Origin of the sequence: Shewanella japonica (assembly GCF_002075795.1) — a bacterium.
GTDB classification, from domain to species: domain Bacteria; phylum Pseudomonadota; class Gammaproteobacteria; order Enterobacterales; family Shewanellaceae; genus Shewanella; species Shewanella japonica.
In genome coordinates this window covers 1,561,354-1,577,395 of record NZ_CP020472.1, presented here as the reverse complement: position 1 = coordinate 1,577,395, position 16,042 = coordinate 1,561,354, and the positions used below count along the sequence as shown (strand labels likewise).

Annotated in this window: 15 protein-coding genes; 3 read left to right on the top strand and 12 right to left on the bottom strand. The window is 37.0% G+C overall.

The window, feature by feature from the left end; genetic code table 11:
* Positions 1 to 4: 4 nt before the first annotated feature.
* The 9 genes from SJ2017_RS06820 to SJ2017_RS06780 form a co-directional block, all read right to left on the bottom strand.
* Positions 5 to 1,435 (bottom strand): lipopolysaccharide biosynthesis protein, encoded by a 1,431-nt coding sequence (locus tag SJ2017_RS06820; protein WP_080915268.1) that lies wholly within the window; start codon positions 1,433 to 1,435, stop codon positions 5 to 7.
* Entirely contained in the window at positions 1,422 to 2,558 is a 1,137-nt protein-coding gene (gene rffA, locus SJ2017_RS06815) for a dTDP-4-amino-4,6-dideoxygalactose transaminase (RefSeq protein ID WP_080915267.1), read from the bottom strand. Before rffA ends, SJ2017_RS06820 begins: the two co-directional genes overlap by 14 nt.
* Complete coding sequence (locus tag SJ2017_RS06810) at positions 2,545 to 3,117, bottom strand: acyltransferase (RefSeq protein WP_080915266.1); 573 nt, start codon at positions 3,115 to 3,117, stop codon at positions 2,545 to 2,547. The genes rffA and SJ2017_RS06810 overlap by 14 nt, the downstream gene beginning before the upstream one ends.
* Positions 3,118 to 3,119: 2 nt before the next feature.
* Positions 3,120 to 3,992: a glucose-1-phosphate thymidylyltransferase RfbA gene (gene rfbA / locus SJ2017_RS06805; protein ID WP_080915265.1), complete on the bottom strand. Its 873-nt coding sequence runs from the start codon at positions 3,990 to 3,992 to the stop codon at positions 3,120 to 3,122.
* A 48-nt stretch (positions 3,993 to 4,040) separates the two neighbouring features.
* A complete protein-coding gene (gene rfbB, locus SJ2017_RS06800; RefSeq protein ID WP_080915264.1) occupies positions 4,041 to 5,117 on the bottom strand; it encodes a dTDP-glucose 4,6-dehydratase in 1,077 nt (358 codons plus the stop codon).
* A 223-nt stretch (positions 5,118 to 5,340) separates the two neighbouring features.
* The gene (locus SJ2017_RS06795) at positions 5,341 to 6,315 is read right to left on the bottom strand and encodes a Wzz/FepE/Etk N-terminal domain-containing protein (RefSeq protein ID WP_080915263.1); all 975 of its coding nucleotides are present in this window, start codon (positions 6,313 to 6,315) and stop codon (positions 5,341 to 5,343) included.
* Between the two features lie 128 nt (positions 6,316 to 6,443).
* Entirely contained in the window at positions 6,444 to 9,185 is a 2,742-nt protein-coding gene (locus tag SJ2017_RS06790) for an SLBB domain-containing protein (RefSeq protein WP_080915262.1), read from the bottom strand.
* A gap of 536 nt (positions 9,186 to 9,721) precedes the next feature.
* Complete coding sequence (gene rfaH, locus SJ2017_RS06785; protein ID WP_080915261.1) at positions 9,722 to 10,216, bottom strand: transcription/translation regulatory transformer protein RfaH; 495 nt, start codon at positions 10,214 to 10,216, stop codon at positions 9,722 to 9,724.
* A 307-nt stretch (positions 10,217 to 10,523) separates the two neighbouring features.
* On the bottom strand, positions 10,524 to 11,084 hold the full coding sequence (locus SJ2017_RS06780; RefSeq protein WP_080915260.1) for a DUF4136 domain-containing protein: 561 nt from the start codon (positions 11,082 to 11,084) through the stop codon (positions 10,524 to 10,526).
* 284 nt (positions 11,085 to 11,368) lie between these two features.
* Here SJ2017_RS06780 and yciH point away from each other — a divergent pair, with 284 nt between their 5' ends.
* The 3 genes from yciH (at position 11,369) to ruvX (ending at position 12,851) form a co-directional block, all read left to right on the top strand.
* A complete protein-coding gene (gene yciH, locus SJ2017_RS06775) occupies positions 11,369 to 11,698 on the top strand; it encodes a stress response translation initiation inhibitor YciH (protein WP_080915259.1) in 330 nt (109 codons plus the stop codon).
* A 94-nt stretch (positions 11,699 to 11,792) separates the two neighbouring features.
* A complete protein-coding gene (locus tag SJ2017_RS06770) occupies positions 11,793 to 12,353 on the top strand; it encodes a YqgE/AlgH family protein (RefSeq protein WP_080915258.1) in 561 nt (186 codons plus the stop codon).
* A 66-nt stretch (positions 12,354 to 12,419) separates the two neighbouring features.
* Complete coding sequence (gene ruvX / locus SJ2017_RS06765; RefSeq protein ID WP_080915257.1) at positions 12,420 to 12,851, top strand: Holliday junction resolvase RuvX; 432 nt, start codon at positions 12,420 to 12,422, stop codon at positions 12,849 to 12,851.
* Between the two features lie 154 nt (positions 12,852 to 13,005).
* On the opposite strand, the gene hemH is transcribed toward ruvX, so the two are convergent.
* From hemH to SJ2017_RS06750, 3 genes are all read right to left on the bottom strand, one after another.
* Entirely contained in the window at positions 13,006 to 14,019 is a 1,014-nt protein-coding gene (gene hemH / locus SJ2017_RS06760) for a ferrochelatase (protein WP_080915256.1), read from the bottom strand.
* Between the two features lie 149 nt (positions 14,020 to 14,168).
* Positions 14,169 to 14,711 (bottom strand): glutathione peroxidase, encoded by a 543-nt coding sequence (locus tag SJ2017_RS06755; RefSeq protein WP_055026339.1) that lies wholly within the window; start codon positions 14,709 to 14,711, stop codon positions 14,169 to 14,171.
* Positions 14,712 to 14,922: 211 nt separating this feature from the next.
* A complete protein-coding gene (locus tag SJ2017_RS06750; RefSeq protein ID WP_055026340.1) occupies positions 14,923 to 16,035 on the bottom strand; it encodes a PilT/PilU family type 4a pilus ATPase in 1,113 nt (370 codons plus the stop codon).
* Between the last annotated feature and the right edge of the window lie 7 nt (positions 16,036 to 16,042).

Sequence of the window (16,042 nt, the reverse complement as noted above, 5' to 3'; positions counted from 1 at the left end):
TTATTTATCCACCTATTTTTCTATTAATTTTTATTAAGATCATTGCCTTTAACTCAAAAAGCCTTTCACGATAAAAAAAACAACATAACAACAACAAAATAAACCAAGAGGTAATAATAATACTGCTAACATTTTCAAATAAAATATAAATAACGGTAAAAACAATATACAATGTAATAAAACTATACATTTTGATTCTTTTCAGGGAGTACCAGGCTATACATGAAAACTCAGTTCTTAAAATGAAAAATATAAAAAAAGATATACAAGATGCTATTGCAGCACCTTTTGCGTTGATTACAGGGATTAAAACTAAATTTAACACAATATTTATGGCGAACCCGATTAATGAAGTATACATTGAAAATATTGTTCGTTTAGATAAGCCTATCCCAACAACCGTAGCTTCTGACAATAAAAACAATAATGGCATAGCCAAACAAGCAACAAACAAAAATTGAATGTCTGAGAATTCAGCAGGAAATAGAAAAGGTAAAAAGATCGATGTTATTACTCCAAGTGACCATATAAAAATAACAAATAAAAATAAATAATCTGTTACCGCCTGGACTTTAACAATGCTTTTTTTCCCCACCCCCCATTTGTAAACTATTGGATGCCATATACTTGAAAAAACGGCGGTAAATATCGTAGTAAAACTAGCAAGACTAATACTAAGAGCATAAACACCAAGTTCACTAAAGCCACTAAAATAACGGAGTAAAGCTCTATCTATGGCAGTCATAGACCAATAAGCTACTCCACCAAACATTAAAGGAGTAGCAAACCTCAAACACTTAGCCATTATCTCTTTATTGAATTCTGAAAAAATAACTCTAATCAATAACCTTTTGTAAAATAAAACTAGGCCGATAAAAACGCATAATATCGAAGATAAATAACTAAAAACAAGATACTTATAATCTAAATCACCATTATATGCATAAGATATAGCAATCAGAATAAACAAAGTGGCCTTAGGAGCAAACTGTATAAAAGAAAAAAGCAAAGGCCGTTCTTGCATTCTTACTAAATGAGAGATAATACAATTAAATGTAATGATAAAGAATGAAGTACTGATAAGTAACGAGAGTTGCAAGTCAACTGTACCGAACAATATAAATGAAAGATCGAAATCAGAACAATAAAGCAGAAAAAATATAAAGTTGGAAGAAATTTGCAATATTAAAATTGGAACAAATATAGACTTCAATAAAGATTCAATATTTACAGACTCGTTAAACTCCCTTACCAATGATTGATGTAAGCCCATTGTTAAAAACATCATTGCAAATGATGTAGAAACTATGTAAAGATTATACTTCCCAATATCTTCAGCATTAAATACCCACGCCATAATAGGGATTGTAAATAGACTTAATAATGCCGCACCTACAGGACCTATTGAGTATTTAAACATTTCAACAAGTTTCAAAATAAGCCTTAATTACTTCTATAACATTATCAACATCACTAACCGTTAGGCTGTAAAACATAGGCAACCTTACTAATTTAAGACTTTCTTCTGTAGTATATTTATCATCACCATTGAAAACACTGTAACTCAGCCCGCCAGGCGAACTATGTAGAGGTATATAATGGAAAACGGTTTGAATATTTTTTATCCCTAAATATTCAATCATCAGTTTTCTGACATCTTTATCATTTAGTTTTATATAAAACATATGAGCATTATGCTTGCAGTCTATTGGCGGGGTGGGGATCTCCAAAAATCCTTTCTGCACTAATGGATAAAGACCCTCGTAGTATCTAGACCATAACATCAATCTTTTATCATTAATGAGTCTAGCTGAAGTTAGTTGCCCATAAAGATAAGCAGCTTGTAATTCTGAAGGCAAAAAACTAGAACCAATGTCTACCCAAGTATATTTATCTACAGCACCATCTAGAAACTGTCTTCTGTTAGTTCCCTTTTCTCTTATAATCTCTGCCCGCTCTACAAATCTTGAATCATTTATTATGATAGCACCACCTTCACCACCAGATGAATAATTTTTAGTTTCATGAAATGAATAACAACCTATATGCCCAATTGTACCTAATGGACGCTCCTTATAAGTAGACATAACACCTTGTGCTGCATCTTCTATGACCCACAAATTAAATTTCTCAGCTATTTTCATAATCGTATCCATTTCACATGCCACCCCGGCGTAATGAACTGGTACTATCGCTTTTGTTTTCCTGGTAATAGCTTGCTCTATTAGGTTTTCATCTATATTCATTGTATCTGGTCGAATATCTACAAAAACAATTTTTGCCCCTCTTAATATAAAAGCATTTGCTGTTGATACAAAAGTATAAGATGGCATAATAACTTCATCGTCAGGTTTTATATCGATTAATATTGCCGCCATTTCTAAAGCAGCCGTACAGGAAGGTGTTAATAGAGCTCTTATGCATCCAAATTCATGTTCAAACCAAGCGTGACAAAGATTTGTATACTTGCCATCTCCACACATTTTACTACCATCTATAACATCTAAAATAAATTCTTTTTCAGTGCCAGTACAAGGTGGAATATTAAATGGTATCATTATTTTTCTCATATAAAAATTGGCTTTCTAATTTTAAAATATTTTTATTTCTATCTTTTATTCTTTTCGCAGGAGTACCAACATATATTCCCCATGGCTTTGTACTCTTTAAGACTAGAGACATGGCTCCTATAGAGGTCCCTTCTCCGACTGTAACACCAGGAAATATCACAGAATTCGTACCTATAATTGTATGCTTATCTAAATGAACAGCTGCAAAATGTTCTTTTTTAAAATCTGCTGAAATTAGAGAATTAACCATCGACTCCCCTGTATAATCATCAGATTGTGCAAATATTTTCACTCCATAAGCCAAAGTGCAAAAGTCACTTAGCTTAATTCCAGGCTTTCCACCTGCAACTAAGCACATAGGTGTAATGTGACAATATGCGCCAATTTCAATTTTACCAGATAAAATACATAGGTCGTCAATTCGAGAGAAGTCACCTATTGAGATTAATTCGGCATCATAAATTATAGCTTTTGTGCTTACTTTTATATTTTTACCTAGATACTTAAAACCTATTTCCTCAAGTTCGAGTTTAGTATAATACGCCATATCTAAGTCCTTTCATTTACTAATGACAATAAGTAATCACCGTAAGAATTCTTTTTAAATTTGTCTGCAATGTTCATCAAATTTATTTTATCGATCCACCCTTGATTAAATGCAATTTCTTCTAAACAAGCAATTTTAAAGCCTTGTCTATGTTCAATAGTAGAAACAAATAAACCGGCATCTAACAAACTTTCATAAGTTCCAGTATCCAACCAAGCGAAACCACGACCAAGTAGCTTCACATTTAGTAAGCCACGTTTTAAATACTCTTGATTAATACTTGTAATCTCAAGCTCCCCTCTTTCCGAAGGCGTAATAGATTTAGCAATTTCAACAACTTGATTATCATAAAAATATAAACCAGTAACAGCATAATTTGATTTGGGTTTTATAGGTTTCTCTTCTATAGATATTGCCTTTAATTCTTTATCAAACTCAACTATTCCAAATCTTTTAGGGTCTTTAACTTGATACCCAAAAACTGTAGCACCTATTTTTTGTTGCGCTGCCTCTATTAACATCGGTGAAAATGCTTGGCCATAGTATATATTATCACCTAAAACTAAACAGACAGAGTCGTCTCCTATAAATTCTTCACCGATAATAAATGCTTGAGCCAAACCGTCTGGAGTAAACTGAACAGCATAGTCGATTTGAATCCCGAACTGACTTCCGTCACCTAATAGTCTCTTAAAACTTGAATTATCTTCAGGTGTGGTAATTATCAGAACTTTACGAATACCAGCTAACATTAATACTGATAACGGATAATAGATCATAGGTTTATCATATACTGGTAACAGTTGTTTTGAAACACCACATGTTAATGGGTATAAGCGAGTACCAGAACCACCTGCCAAAATAATACCTTTCATAAATCCTCAATTTTTAATGGTAGTTATACCTAGAGACAAAATAACTAATCAAGCATTAATACCTAAACGCTCTCTTTGATAACTGCCATCTTGAACGTGTTTACACCATCTTTGGTTACTTAAATACCACTCGATAGTTTTACATAATCCAGTTTCAAAAGTTTCTTCAGGATCCCAATTTAACTCTTTGCTCATTTTTGTAGCATCGATTGCATAACGACGATCATGACCAGGTCTATCGGTTACATAAGTTATTTGATCTGCATAAGCGGACTCTTTAGGCACTAATTTGTCTAAAATAGAACATATTGTTTTTACCACTTCAATATTCTGCTTTTCATTATGGCCGCCAATATTATAGGTCTCGCCAACTTTACCTACGGTGACCACTTTATATAAGGCACGAGCGTGATCTTCAACATATAACCAATCGCGGATTTGATCACCTTTACCATAAATTGGTAGGTCTTTACCTTCTAGGGCATTAAGAATAACTAATGGGATCAGCTTTTCTGGAAAGTGGTAAGGACCATAGTTGTTCGAGCAGTTGGTGACGATAGTAGGTAAGCCATAGGTTCGTAACCATGAGCGAACTAAGTGGTCACTCGATGCTTTAGATGCCGAATATGGACTGCTTGGCGCATATGGGGTGGTTTCACTGAATAAGGTTAATTCATCTTTACTTTGAACCTCATCAGGATGAGGTAAGTCGCCATATACTTCATCTGTAGAGATATGATGAAAACGAAATGCTTTTTTAGCTTCATCTGATAATTCGTTCCAATATGAACGAGTAGCTTCAAGCAGTGTATAAGTACCCACGATGTTAGTTTGGATGAAATCTGACGGCCCCGTGATTGAACGGTCTACGTGAGACTCTGCAGCAAGATGCATTACAGCATCTGGTCTGTGTTCTGTAAATACACGTTCAAGTTCTACAGCATCACAAATATCAACTTGATCAAATGTGTATCGTTCATCATTTTCAACGCTAATCAATGATTCTAGATTGCCCGCGTAAGTTAATTTATCTACATTAATAACGCTATCTTGAGTATTTTTGATAATATGACGAACAACTGCAGAGCCAATAAAGCCTGCACCACCGGTGACTAGAATTTTCATTTTTTACTACCGAATTTGATGAATTCAACCACAATGAATGGTTATCTTTTAGTGACAAATACTGAAGGGTTACACTTTTAAATCTCAGCGCTTGAAACAGAGCTGAGACACTTTTTATCCATTTTGAGACAGCGACATTGCCGCTATCTCCTAGAAAGCCTAGGTTTTACTGTTTTTCTTCAAACAGTCCCAATAGGCTCTTTTTTTCTTTTATGTATCTTTTTTAATCTTCTTTTCTTACAAAGTGTCTGATTAATACAATCATTATCGCTAACATTCCACCCAACATGATACCCAATACGCAAATCAAGGCTCGTTTAGGGCCAGCTTTTTCTTCTGGGACTAATGCTGGATCTATGGTTTTAAATACGTATTCTTCACGCACTTCAGCAAACATAATCGTTTTGGTTTGTTCTTCGATTAACTGATATAAAATAGTGCGAATATCAGCAATATTTGTTTGCGCGATTTGATTTTCTAAGAACGCCGTACTTCGCTGAGCTTCGGCAACATCTCGTTGCTTCATTTCTAAATTGATATCTTCAACTAACCAATTTACCCACTGTTGGGCAACGGTTGGTGACAGGTGCTCAACAGCGACTTTTACCATTCCCGATTCTTTATCATTATTGATTGATATTAACTGACTGAATTCTTTATATGCTTCTTGCATTGAAGGTTCAGGTTTAAATGGTGCTTTAACTTCCCGCACCCACTTTTGGTTATCCATATCAAATACTTCAGGATCATAAACCAGTGAGTCTGATTCCATGTTCCACTTTTCTGCTGCCATCAAGTCTGCCAGTATTTGGTGCTTTTGAATAAACTCACTGGTAAATTTGCGAGATTTTACCACTTCTATGGCCATTTGAGTTTTGTCAACTCCACCACCGCCACCAAGGTTGATTCCAGCCATACTTGCAAGGCCACCAAACTGTCCAGCTAAGGCAGCCAGTCCGCCACCACCTTGCTCAGAGTCAGCTGGGGATAATAAAGCCTCTGACTTATAGGTATTAGGCTGACTCAATGCAAATATAACTGAACCAACAGCAAATATTGACGTTATTGCAATAATTAGCCATTTACCTTGCCAAATAACGGCAAATAATTCTCTTAAATCGATTTCATCATCAGCATTGTGTTGCTGATTTAAGCCAAAATTTGCTTCGGTATAATTTTGTGTTATCTGTTTTGTCATCGCATTTTTTAATAAAAAGTACTTAGCTGCTTTTTATTAATTTCCTTAGAAACATTTTGCAAAATAGTTAACCCACTAAAGCACCTACATTAGATACTGTAGTTGGATGGAAGTTTTAATTAACTAATTTATAAACCTGAAATCGTAGCCACAGCTACCGCTGTGTTGTAAATAATCTGAGTGACTTGAGTCCATAAGGTCAAATTATCTTTGTATTCGGTATCGAGTGGAACAATAACGGTATCGCCAGCAGAAATTGCAGCGGTTTTACTAAACCAGAAGTTCTGTTCAGGTAACATAACGGAACCATCAGCTTTAATGATATAAGTTCTATCGTCATCTCCGCGCTCACGAGCTCCGCCAGACATAGCTAAGTACTGATTTAATGTCATACCTTCTTTAAATCTATGTGTTGCCGGATGCTGCACTTCTCCCATAACAGAGACAATCTGTTTTACTGTCGGTACATAAAGCACATCTTTATCTTCTAATTGTAAATCAGCTTGTTCAATACCGACTTGAATAGCATTTAAATCAACAACTAAACGACCGAGAGCTTGGATATTTTCAAGATCAGTTAGCATCAACTGCGCTTCAGAATAATTAACTACAGTGCCGTCTTTTGAAACACCACGAGTTGCAATATCACGACGTAGTTGATCAGCTAACTTCTTTATTTCTAGTTGTTCTTGTTTTCTTACTGATTCACGCACAAAAACTGAAGCTTGGGGGAATGCATAATCAGTAAAGCCGCCAGCACGTTTCATCACATCAGCCAATGTTTCACCACGGCGGATGTTGTAGACTCCAGGAAATCTTACTTCGCCTCGAATTTCAACAGACTTGCGCTCTTGCCATTCAGGTGTTGTTAGCACAACCAGCATATCTCTGCCTTCAAGTGCTAGGTTATCTTCTGCGACTCCATTAATAGCGTTGCCAACATTAATATGTAAATGCTGTATATCTGAAATGCTAGTATCCGTTTCTGTACGGGTTAATTCAGCACGTGCCGTATAAGCGCCTTCAACTAACCCCCCTGCAGAAGTAATTAAATCACTAACTCTGCCGCCAACACTTAATGGATAAATACCAGAGTGTTTAACCTTGCCAGTAACGGCAATAACGTTAACTTTTTCTGATACACCACTTTGCAAAGATAACTTGGTAATTATTGGGAATAATAACTCTTCACGACTTAATGACGAGCTGAGCTTAATAAGATCTCTGTCTTCAAATAAATTTGACAACATTTTTGAGACTTCGTCTCCGACAAGCTTCTCTTCCTCGTCTAATTCAGCAACAGCTCCCGGCATAACCACACCACCAATCTCAGTTTTACCTAACACTGAAGATTGCTTATTAACATTCATTGATTTGAAGCCCGCTTTAAATAAATCAGATCCAATTAAAGAATCACCACTTAATTGTTTGATTTTTTTAGCACGATTTAATACTAATTTATTTAATTCATATCGATTAACAGAAGAGTCATCATGGTTGAACACAATCACTTTATCTCTAGCATTTAGAGTGATGTTTTGTGTTACATCTTGTTGTGCAATTGCTTTACCAGGTGAAAACTGGTGAACTTCGATTTTGCCAAATTTATCAACTTCGCGAATCACAAGTCCATAATTCAAATCTGCTGAGATCGCTAAATCTCCCCAAATGGTTGGAATTAAATCATTAATCTTTTGTCCTTGGAACCATTGATACTTTCCAGGCCTTACCACAGCACCAACTAAAGTGATGGCATCTTCATACTGGGTCGACGCGCTTTTCACTCTAATAAAGTCACCCGGTTTAGCTTGCTTTTGCTTTGCTTTTTCTGACGTTAAATCAACATTAACAATGGTTTTTAATCCATTTTGATTATAACGCTCAATGCTACTTCTTCTCGGGTATGCACCAGGGTTAACTCCAGCAGCCATTTTGATGACGTCATTAATGGTTTCATCTTGCTTAATTTCGTATACAGCAGGTCTTCTTATTTCGCCAGTAACGCTTACGCGACCTCCAACAGAAGGTATAAATACAACGTCACCTGAGCGAAGGTTAATATCTTTTGATGCATCCCCATTAAGTAGTAAGTCATATAAGTCAAATGAGGCAATCAGTTTACCTTTACGCTTAACTTGGATATTTCTTAAACTACCAATTTCATTGACACCGCCAGCAACGAACAAAGCCTGAGTAATAGTAGACAAACTTGATACCGTATATGCTCCAGGTTTGTATGCATCACCAGCAATGAAAATACGAATAGAACGAAGCTCGCCCATGGTGATATTCGATTCAATACCAATCATCTGCTTGCTAATTCGCTCACTTAAATACTCGCGTAATTCGACAAAGTTTAATCCGACTACTGATATAGGACCTAACTCAGGAAATTGGATCGTCCCATCACGCCCAATAGTCAGTGTATATTCACGGTTATCTTTTCCATAAAGTTGAACATTAACTGTATCTCCAGGACCGACTAAATAATCACTCGGAACAGGAACATCAGATACAGGAGAAAAAGTCATTGGCTCGCCCGCAAACATGTCATAACCAAAAAAAGCGAGCTCAGTCTTTCTACTATCCTGCTCAAAATCTAACTCAACGTCTTTTTCTTTAGTAGGCTTTGCAACATCCCTGCTTGGAACCTGTGACGGAGCAGAAATGGCAGTGCTTTGGCCAACACTTCCATTTAATACTGAAGTATCTATGCCATATTGTTTTGCAAGTCGTTGCTGTTCTGATGCGGGTAATGATTTAAATTGTTCAATCATTTGTGGAGACGGAGTCACCGCTTGTGTAGGTAAACTGAATAATATTACAGCACTCACTGCGGCAATGGCTAAACTTTTAGCTTTTTGAAACACCTTATAAATCTCCAAGTTAAGACGAACAATTTATCTTCAAACATACTGTAATTAAGACATGCTACCGAGCCGCATGGCGGCCAGAGGCCTTCAGCTTTCACTAAACGAATGAAATTATTCATTCGATGTCCTTCGGACACGCTACCGCCCATAGATTACGGCTTCTATAGTGCCCATCGAAAATTCGATATTCATATTTGTAAAAAACAACTGACTAAAACAACCATTTTGTACTAGTTCTTTTTAGTAAGTCGTCTCAATTTCGAAATGTACTATATCTTATTCTATGTTGTTTGTTAGTTGAAAAATTCAAATGACTCTAGTGGACTCATTGATAGCAGTATTCACTAAATCGGATGTAGCTACCTTCCTGCTAATCACACTCATTCAAAATAACAAACAAAACACCAGAAAATATTTTACATCGTCAAATTAAAGGCCAAAACAATAGCGAATGTCTTACACAAAAAGCTGTCAATATCTTACCCGGCTAAAGCTTTGAAATCTATTTGCTCACTCATTCACATAAACAGCCTCTAAAGCACTTTTTTAATACTCGCTTCTTCTACTGACATGCGTTTTTGCTGCCCCATAATATTAAATAAAACGAAACAGCGCTTTTCGGCATTTTTCTCTTCAAAAATCGCTTCTAAATCCACAAACGGCCCGTCAGTAAACTTAACTTTATCGCCGTGTTGCAAACCATTATCGATATCCGGCTTGTGTTGTTTTACTCTATTTTTAATACCTTGAATGATCCTGTCATCAATTGCTGTCATATCTTCACGACAACCAATTATCCTTGACGCACCACGAGTTGAGTGAATGCGGCTAACGCTCACTTCTGTAGGATCAAAATAGATAAATAAATAACAAGGGAATAGCGGCACTTCAACAAGCTTGGTTTTTCCTTGAGATGTTTTCTCTTCTTGAATGACAGGTAAATAGCTTTCAATTTGCTGCATGGCTAAATTTTGCTGCGCACGTATCTCGTTACGTGGTTTACAATATAACAAATACCATGACTTCATCTTAATTACTCTTCATTCATCCAGTGGTGACTTCCGTTATCACCAAGCTGCAGATTTTAGCAAAGCTGGTAATGTAAAGAAATGTCTTTTGGCTTTTATGCTCCTATTTGGCGAGTTTTGATACAAAAAAATACTTTGCAGCTATGTAAACGCACATTCCAAATTGCATTTAATTTTAAATAAAACGAAATACAAACAAAAAAGCCACCTCAAATACCAGGTGGCTTAACAATCACTAATACAATGTCTTACAATGTTTCTATCAAAACCTTCAAAAATAAAGTGCTAAACTAAAGTAGCGTTAAAATTAGTTATTCTCTGGCTTTGGCGGAAAATTCAACATCACTTGCCCTATCGCATGATTGATAATTTCAACGCGTTCTTCAGGAGTATTTTGGTCGCGAATCGTATCTGCGACACTACCACGCCAAACCAGCTTGCCAGTTTCTTTATCAACAAAATCGATAATTAACGTGCCAACTTCATATTCGCGAACTGTTGTTTGCGTATTGATACCCGCACCGCCCCAACCACGACGCCCATAATATGGGTAATAGCCATAACTGGTGTTGAATGTGTCAACGTTAATCTTTTTATCCACTTTGGTAAGGTAATTAACAAGTATATCGGCTTTTTCAACGTCTACCTTAGATAAGCCTTTTTGAGTCAGCTGGTTATTAACTGCATCTCTAACACGTTGATCCATCAAACCATCAAGATGGTATGTGCTGTCTTCAGTTTTCTTTTCTACCCAAGCAAAACTTTTGTATTGGTCGAACGAAACTGCTGGATCATAATCAGAGTTCGTTTTTAATGTACTACATGCACTTAATGCTAAAACAGCTGCGGCAACGAAAAGCTTTTTCATAGTGTCTCCAAACGATAACGAGCTAAAGGCTTGTTTCATTTACGATGTAAGATGGATTCATGATTAATATTTAGCTTACCTAGGTAAGTCTTAATCATCAACCGATAATATAAACAAAATGTGTCTAAACAAGCTAAATGCAACGCTTTGGCTTTCCACCGTTTTACTGATAAACAATTAAACTAGTATCTGGTCAATTTATCCCAACGCGACAAACGAAGGAGCTTTAGCGTCCTGATTTAGTTTGCTAAACTGGTATTAACACCCAATGACTTCTGTTTATTATGAGAATCGATCCAAACATATCATTAGTTTATAGCACTGATGGCGGCAAAATAGACCAACCCAAACAAAAAGAAGTAATTCCTCAAGGTGATGGGATTGTCCGCATACATAAAGACAGTAAAGGACGTAAGGGAAAAGGCGTAAGTGTAATTAAAGGCTTAGGGCTTGATGCTAAAGCACTTAAAGCGCTAGCTCAAAAGCTAAAAAAACAATGTGGCTGTGGCGGAACAGTAAAAGGATTCGATATCGAAGTACAAACTGACGATAGAGAAAAAATCAAGTTACTGCTAGAGAAGCAAAATTACACCGTGAAGCTTGCTGGAGGTTAAAGACCTCAATAACCTTAATTTACAAATTTAAGGTATAGCTTTTATTTTTTAAAACGTTTGCCGCATTCTATTTTAATTTGTGAAAGGAAAACTTATGGATAGCTTACAAGGTCACCTTTTAATTGCTATGCCGTCATTAGAAGATACCTTCTTTGAACGTTCTGTTATCTATATTTGTGAACATAACGATAAAGGTGCAATGGGCGTGATGATTAACCGCCCTACTAATATCGTAATTGATGAGTTACTGGACCAAATAGGGCTAACCAAAGAGTCCGGACTGAGTTTGGATTTAGAAGGGCCGGTGTTGTTAGGTGGCCCTGTCGATACAGACAGAGGTTTCGTATTACATACACCACAAGAACAATGGGTTAATAGTGAGGCGATAAGCGACTTTTGTATGCTTACCACCTCACGTGACGTACTGAATGCCCTCGGCACTAATGAATCACCATCACAATTTGTTGTGGCATTAGGTTACTCAGGTTGGAGTAAAGATCAGCTTGAACAAGAACTTGCTGAAAACACCTGGTTGACGATACCCGCCACATCAGAGTTACTATTTTGCCAAGATCATGAAGCATTATGGGCAGAGGCAACTAAAAAGCTCGGATTTGATATTTGGCAAATATCTTCTCAAGTCGGTCATTCATAATACAGCCACAATTGTTTAGCTAAATGTTGAACATTATTTTAAGATTAATATAAGGCATTGATTTCTATGCAATCAAAAACCGTTTTAGGTTTTGACTTTGGTACCAAAAGTATCGGTGTTGCTGTCGGACAAGAAGTCACAGCAAGCGCCGCCCCCGTGTCAGCCATAAAAGCTAACGACGGTATTCCAAATTGGGATGAAATAGAAGCAGTAATCAAAGAATGGAAACCTGACTTTATTGTTGTCGGGTTACCGTTAAACATGGACGGAACTGAGCAGGAAATGACTCAACGGGCACGGAAATTTGCTAACAGAGTCAGTGGCCGTTTTGGTATTAAAGTCGTCACCCAAGATGAGCGCTTAACCACTACTGATGCCAAAGCTCGTTTGTTCGAACTTGGTGGTTATAAAAAGCTAACAAAAGGCCAAGTTGATGCGGTATCGGCCGTGTTAATCATCGAAAGCTATTTTGAAAACCACTATCTTGAGAACAAATAATTTGAAAACTAATATAGCTGAAAACCACTATATTGAAAATCAGGACTCAGATTAATGCTGTCTGCTTTAAAAGGCCATCAAAACAGTAAAGCGCAATATCAATAGAAACAATAAAGGAGCCAAACGGCTCCTTTAATTTACTTATAACGGCCAATTATAGGTATGGCTTAACCAAGTTCGCCATCATATTAATATGGGCATCATTGTCATTCAAACACTCGACATAGCGGAACTTCTTACCTCCCGCCTCTTCGAAGACTTCACGATTTTCGCCTTTAATTTCTTCTAAGGTTTCTAAGCAATCGGCACTAAACGCAGGGCACACGACGGCGATATCATTAACACCTTCTTTAGGTAATGCTTCCATTGTTGCGTCAGTATAAGGCTGTAGCCATTTAGCTTTACCAAAACGAGACTGGAAAGTCATGACGTATTCTTTCTCGTCTAAGCCTAGCTTTTCTACCACTAATCGCGTTGTTTTTACACAAAAGCAATAATATGGATCGCCTAAATGTAAATTACGCTCTGGCATTCCATGATATGACAATACTAATTTTTCAGGCTTACCGTTAGCATCGAAATCAGCTTGAATCGATTCAGCTAATGCATCAATAAAAGTCGGATCGTCATGGTATGTATTAATGAAATGCAGTGCAGGAATGTAGCGCCATTTACATAACTCTTTTGCAATTGCATCAAATGCTGATGCGGTTGTTGGTGCTGCATATTGAGGATATAGCGGCAATACAATCACTCTATCAATTCCATCTTTATGCATTTTTTGCAGTACTGATGGCGTTGAAGGGTTACCATATCGCATAGCTAAATGAACTGAGGCATCAACATCGTTATCTTCAAAAACTTTGGCTAACTTTTGCTGTTGACGCAAACTGATATCCATTAAAGGTGAGCCTTCGTCTGTCCAAACTTCTTTGTAAAGCGCCGCTGACTTAGCAGGACGAACACGTAAAATAATCCCGTGTAAGATAATCATCCATACTAATTTCGGTATTTCGACAACACGTGGATCTGATAAAAACTCAGCAAGGTAGCGTCTAACTGCTGAAGGGGTTGGTTCATCTGGCGTCCCTAAGTTCATTAATAATACGCCAGTCTTACCGCGAGACTTGTGACCGTCTTCTTTACTTAAACCAGAAAATTTATACAAAACTATCTCCGAAAAAAGTCATTCACCACTTTGTTGATGAGGTTCAAACAACAATATGGTGAATTTTAGAGGCTATTAACTAACACAGTTATTGATTCCTTAGCAGCGTAATCAAACTGTAAACAAATAGTTTCAATAGCAATGAAAATTTATAAAACAGACTCTATCGCTTTTTTCATCTCTTCGCTATCCGGTTTTACTCTAGAGTTGAATTGCTGCACACTTTCGCCATCTGCACTGACTAAGTATTTGTAAAAATTCCATTTAGGTGCTGCGGTTTTGTCACCTAAATAGGCAAACACAGAATTAACATCATTACCTCTAACTGCCGATGTCGATACCATAGTAAAAGTCACGCCATAGTTTAAAAAGCACACATCTGCAGTTTTTGCTTCATCATCTTCTTCTTGAAAAAAGTCATCTGATGGAAAGCCAATCACAACGAGATCATCCTGATATTGTTTGTGAACCGCCTCTAATGCTTCAAATTGAGGGGTAAAACCACAATTACTGGCCGTGTTAACAATAAGCACCGGCTTTCCTTGAGTTAATTCACATAAATCAACCGTCTCTTCAGAGTGCAACTTGCGCGCTTCTACATTTAAATAGTCTGGGCAAGAATTAGCAAAAGTAACGCCGCTAAGTAATGTAGTAGATGCTAGCAGGCTTGTTATTAATAATTTGTTTTTCATAATATTCCCTTTTGAAATTCTTTAATTTTTTACAATACCTTGATGGTAAGAAAGTTAGCATGAATCTTGTTATGCCAATACGGTATAAATCTGCTGAAGGTTCAACATTTGTTGAAAACATTTTAGCTAAATTTAAAACAAAAAAACCAAAGTAAACGATAGCTTACCTTGGTCTCATATTATGAATCACTGACAGGCATTCAGCATTCAACTAATCCATGTCTAACGTGACACCATCCATAATGCCAGAACTGCTACTCTCATTATTTTGCAGTTTTATCATTAGGCGTAAATCGTTTGGAGAATCAGCATGATGCAGCGCATCTGCATAGCTAATTTCTTTTTCCAAGTATAAATCCAATAACGCTTGGTCAAAAGTCTGCATGCCCTGCTCTCGTGACTTACTCATGGTTTCTTTGAGTAAATGCAGCTCATTTTTTGCAATCAAACTCGCCACACGAGGAGTGTTGATTAACACTTCAATAGCAGCGCGACGCCCAGAGCCATCTGATTTAGGCACAAGCTGCTGAGCGACAATGCCACGTAAGTTTAGCGACAAATCGAATAAGAGTTGGTTATGCTTATTTTCAGGCACTAAATGCATAATACGGTCTAACGCTTGGTTAGCATTGTTAGCATGGAGTGTTGCCATACATAAGTGACCCGTTTCAGCAAATGACAGCGCAAACTCCATGGTTTCTTGAGTTCGAATTTCACCAATCAAAATAACATCTGGCGCCTGACGAAGTGAGCTTTTAAGCGCAGCATCAAAAGAGTCAGTGTCTATACCGACTTCTCGCTGAGTAATAATGCTTTTACGATGGTCATGCACAAATTCCACTGGGTCTTCAATCGTTAAAATATGACCTCGAGCATGTGAATTACGATAACCAACAAGCGAAGCCAACGAGGTTGATTTACCAGTACCGGTACCACCGACCATAATAATCAGACCACGTTTACTCATGACCAAATCTTTTAAAATGGGCGGTAGCTTTAAATCTTCAACTTCTGGGATTTTTGTTTCAATACGGCGCATCACACAACCAGGTGATTCACGTTGCCAAAAAGCACTAACACGAAAACGGCCTAATTCTTTAGCCGCAAAAGCAAAGTTACATTCGCGAGATTCATGAAACTCTTGTTTTTGCACATCAGTCATTAAAGACTCTACAAAATCTAACGACTGCTCAGGCGTAAAACTGCTTTCTGATAACGGTCTTAATTCACCATCAATTTTTGCACTCGGCGGAAAGCCCGCAGTAACAAATAAATCTGATGCTTTACGGTCTACCATGACCTTTAAAAAAGGACGAACATCCATCTGCTTT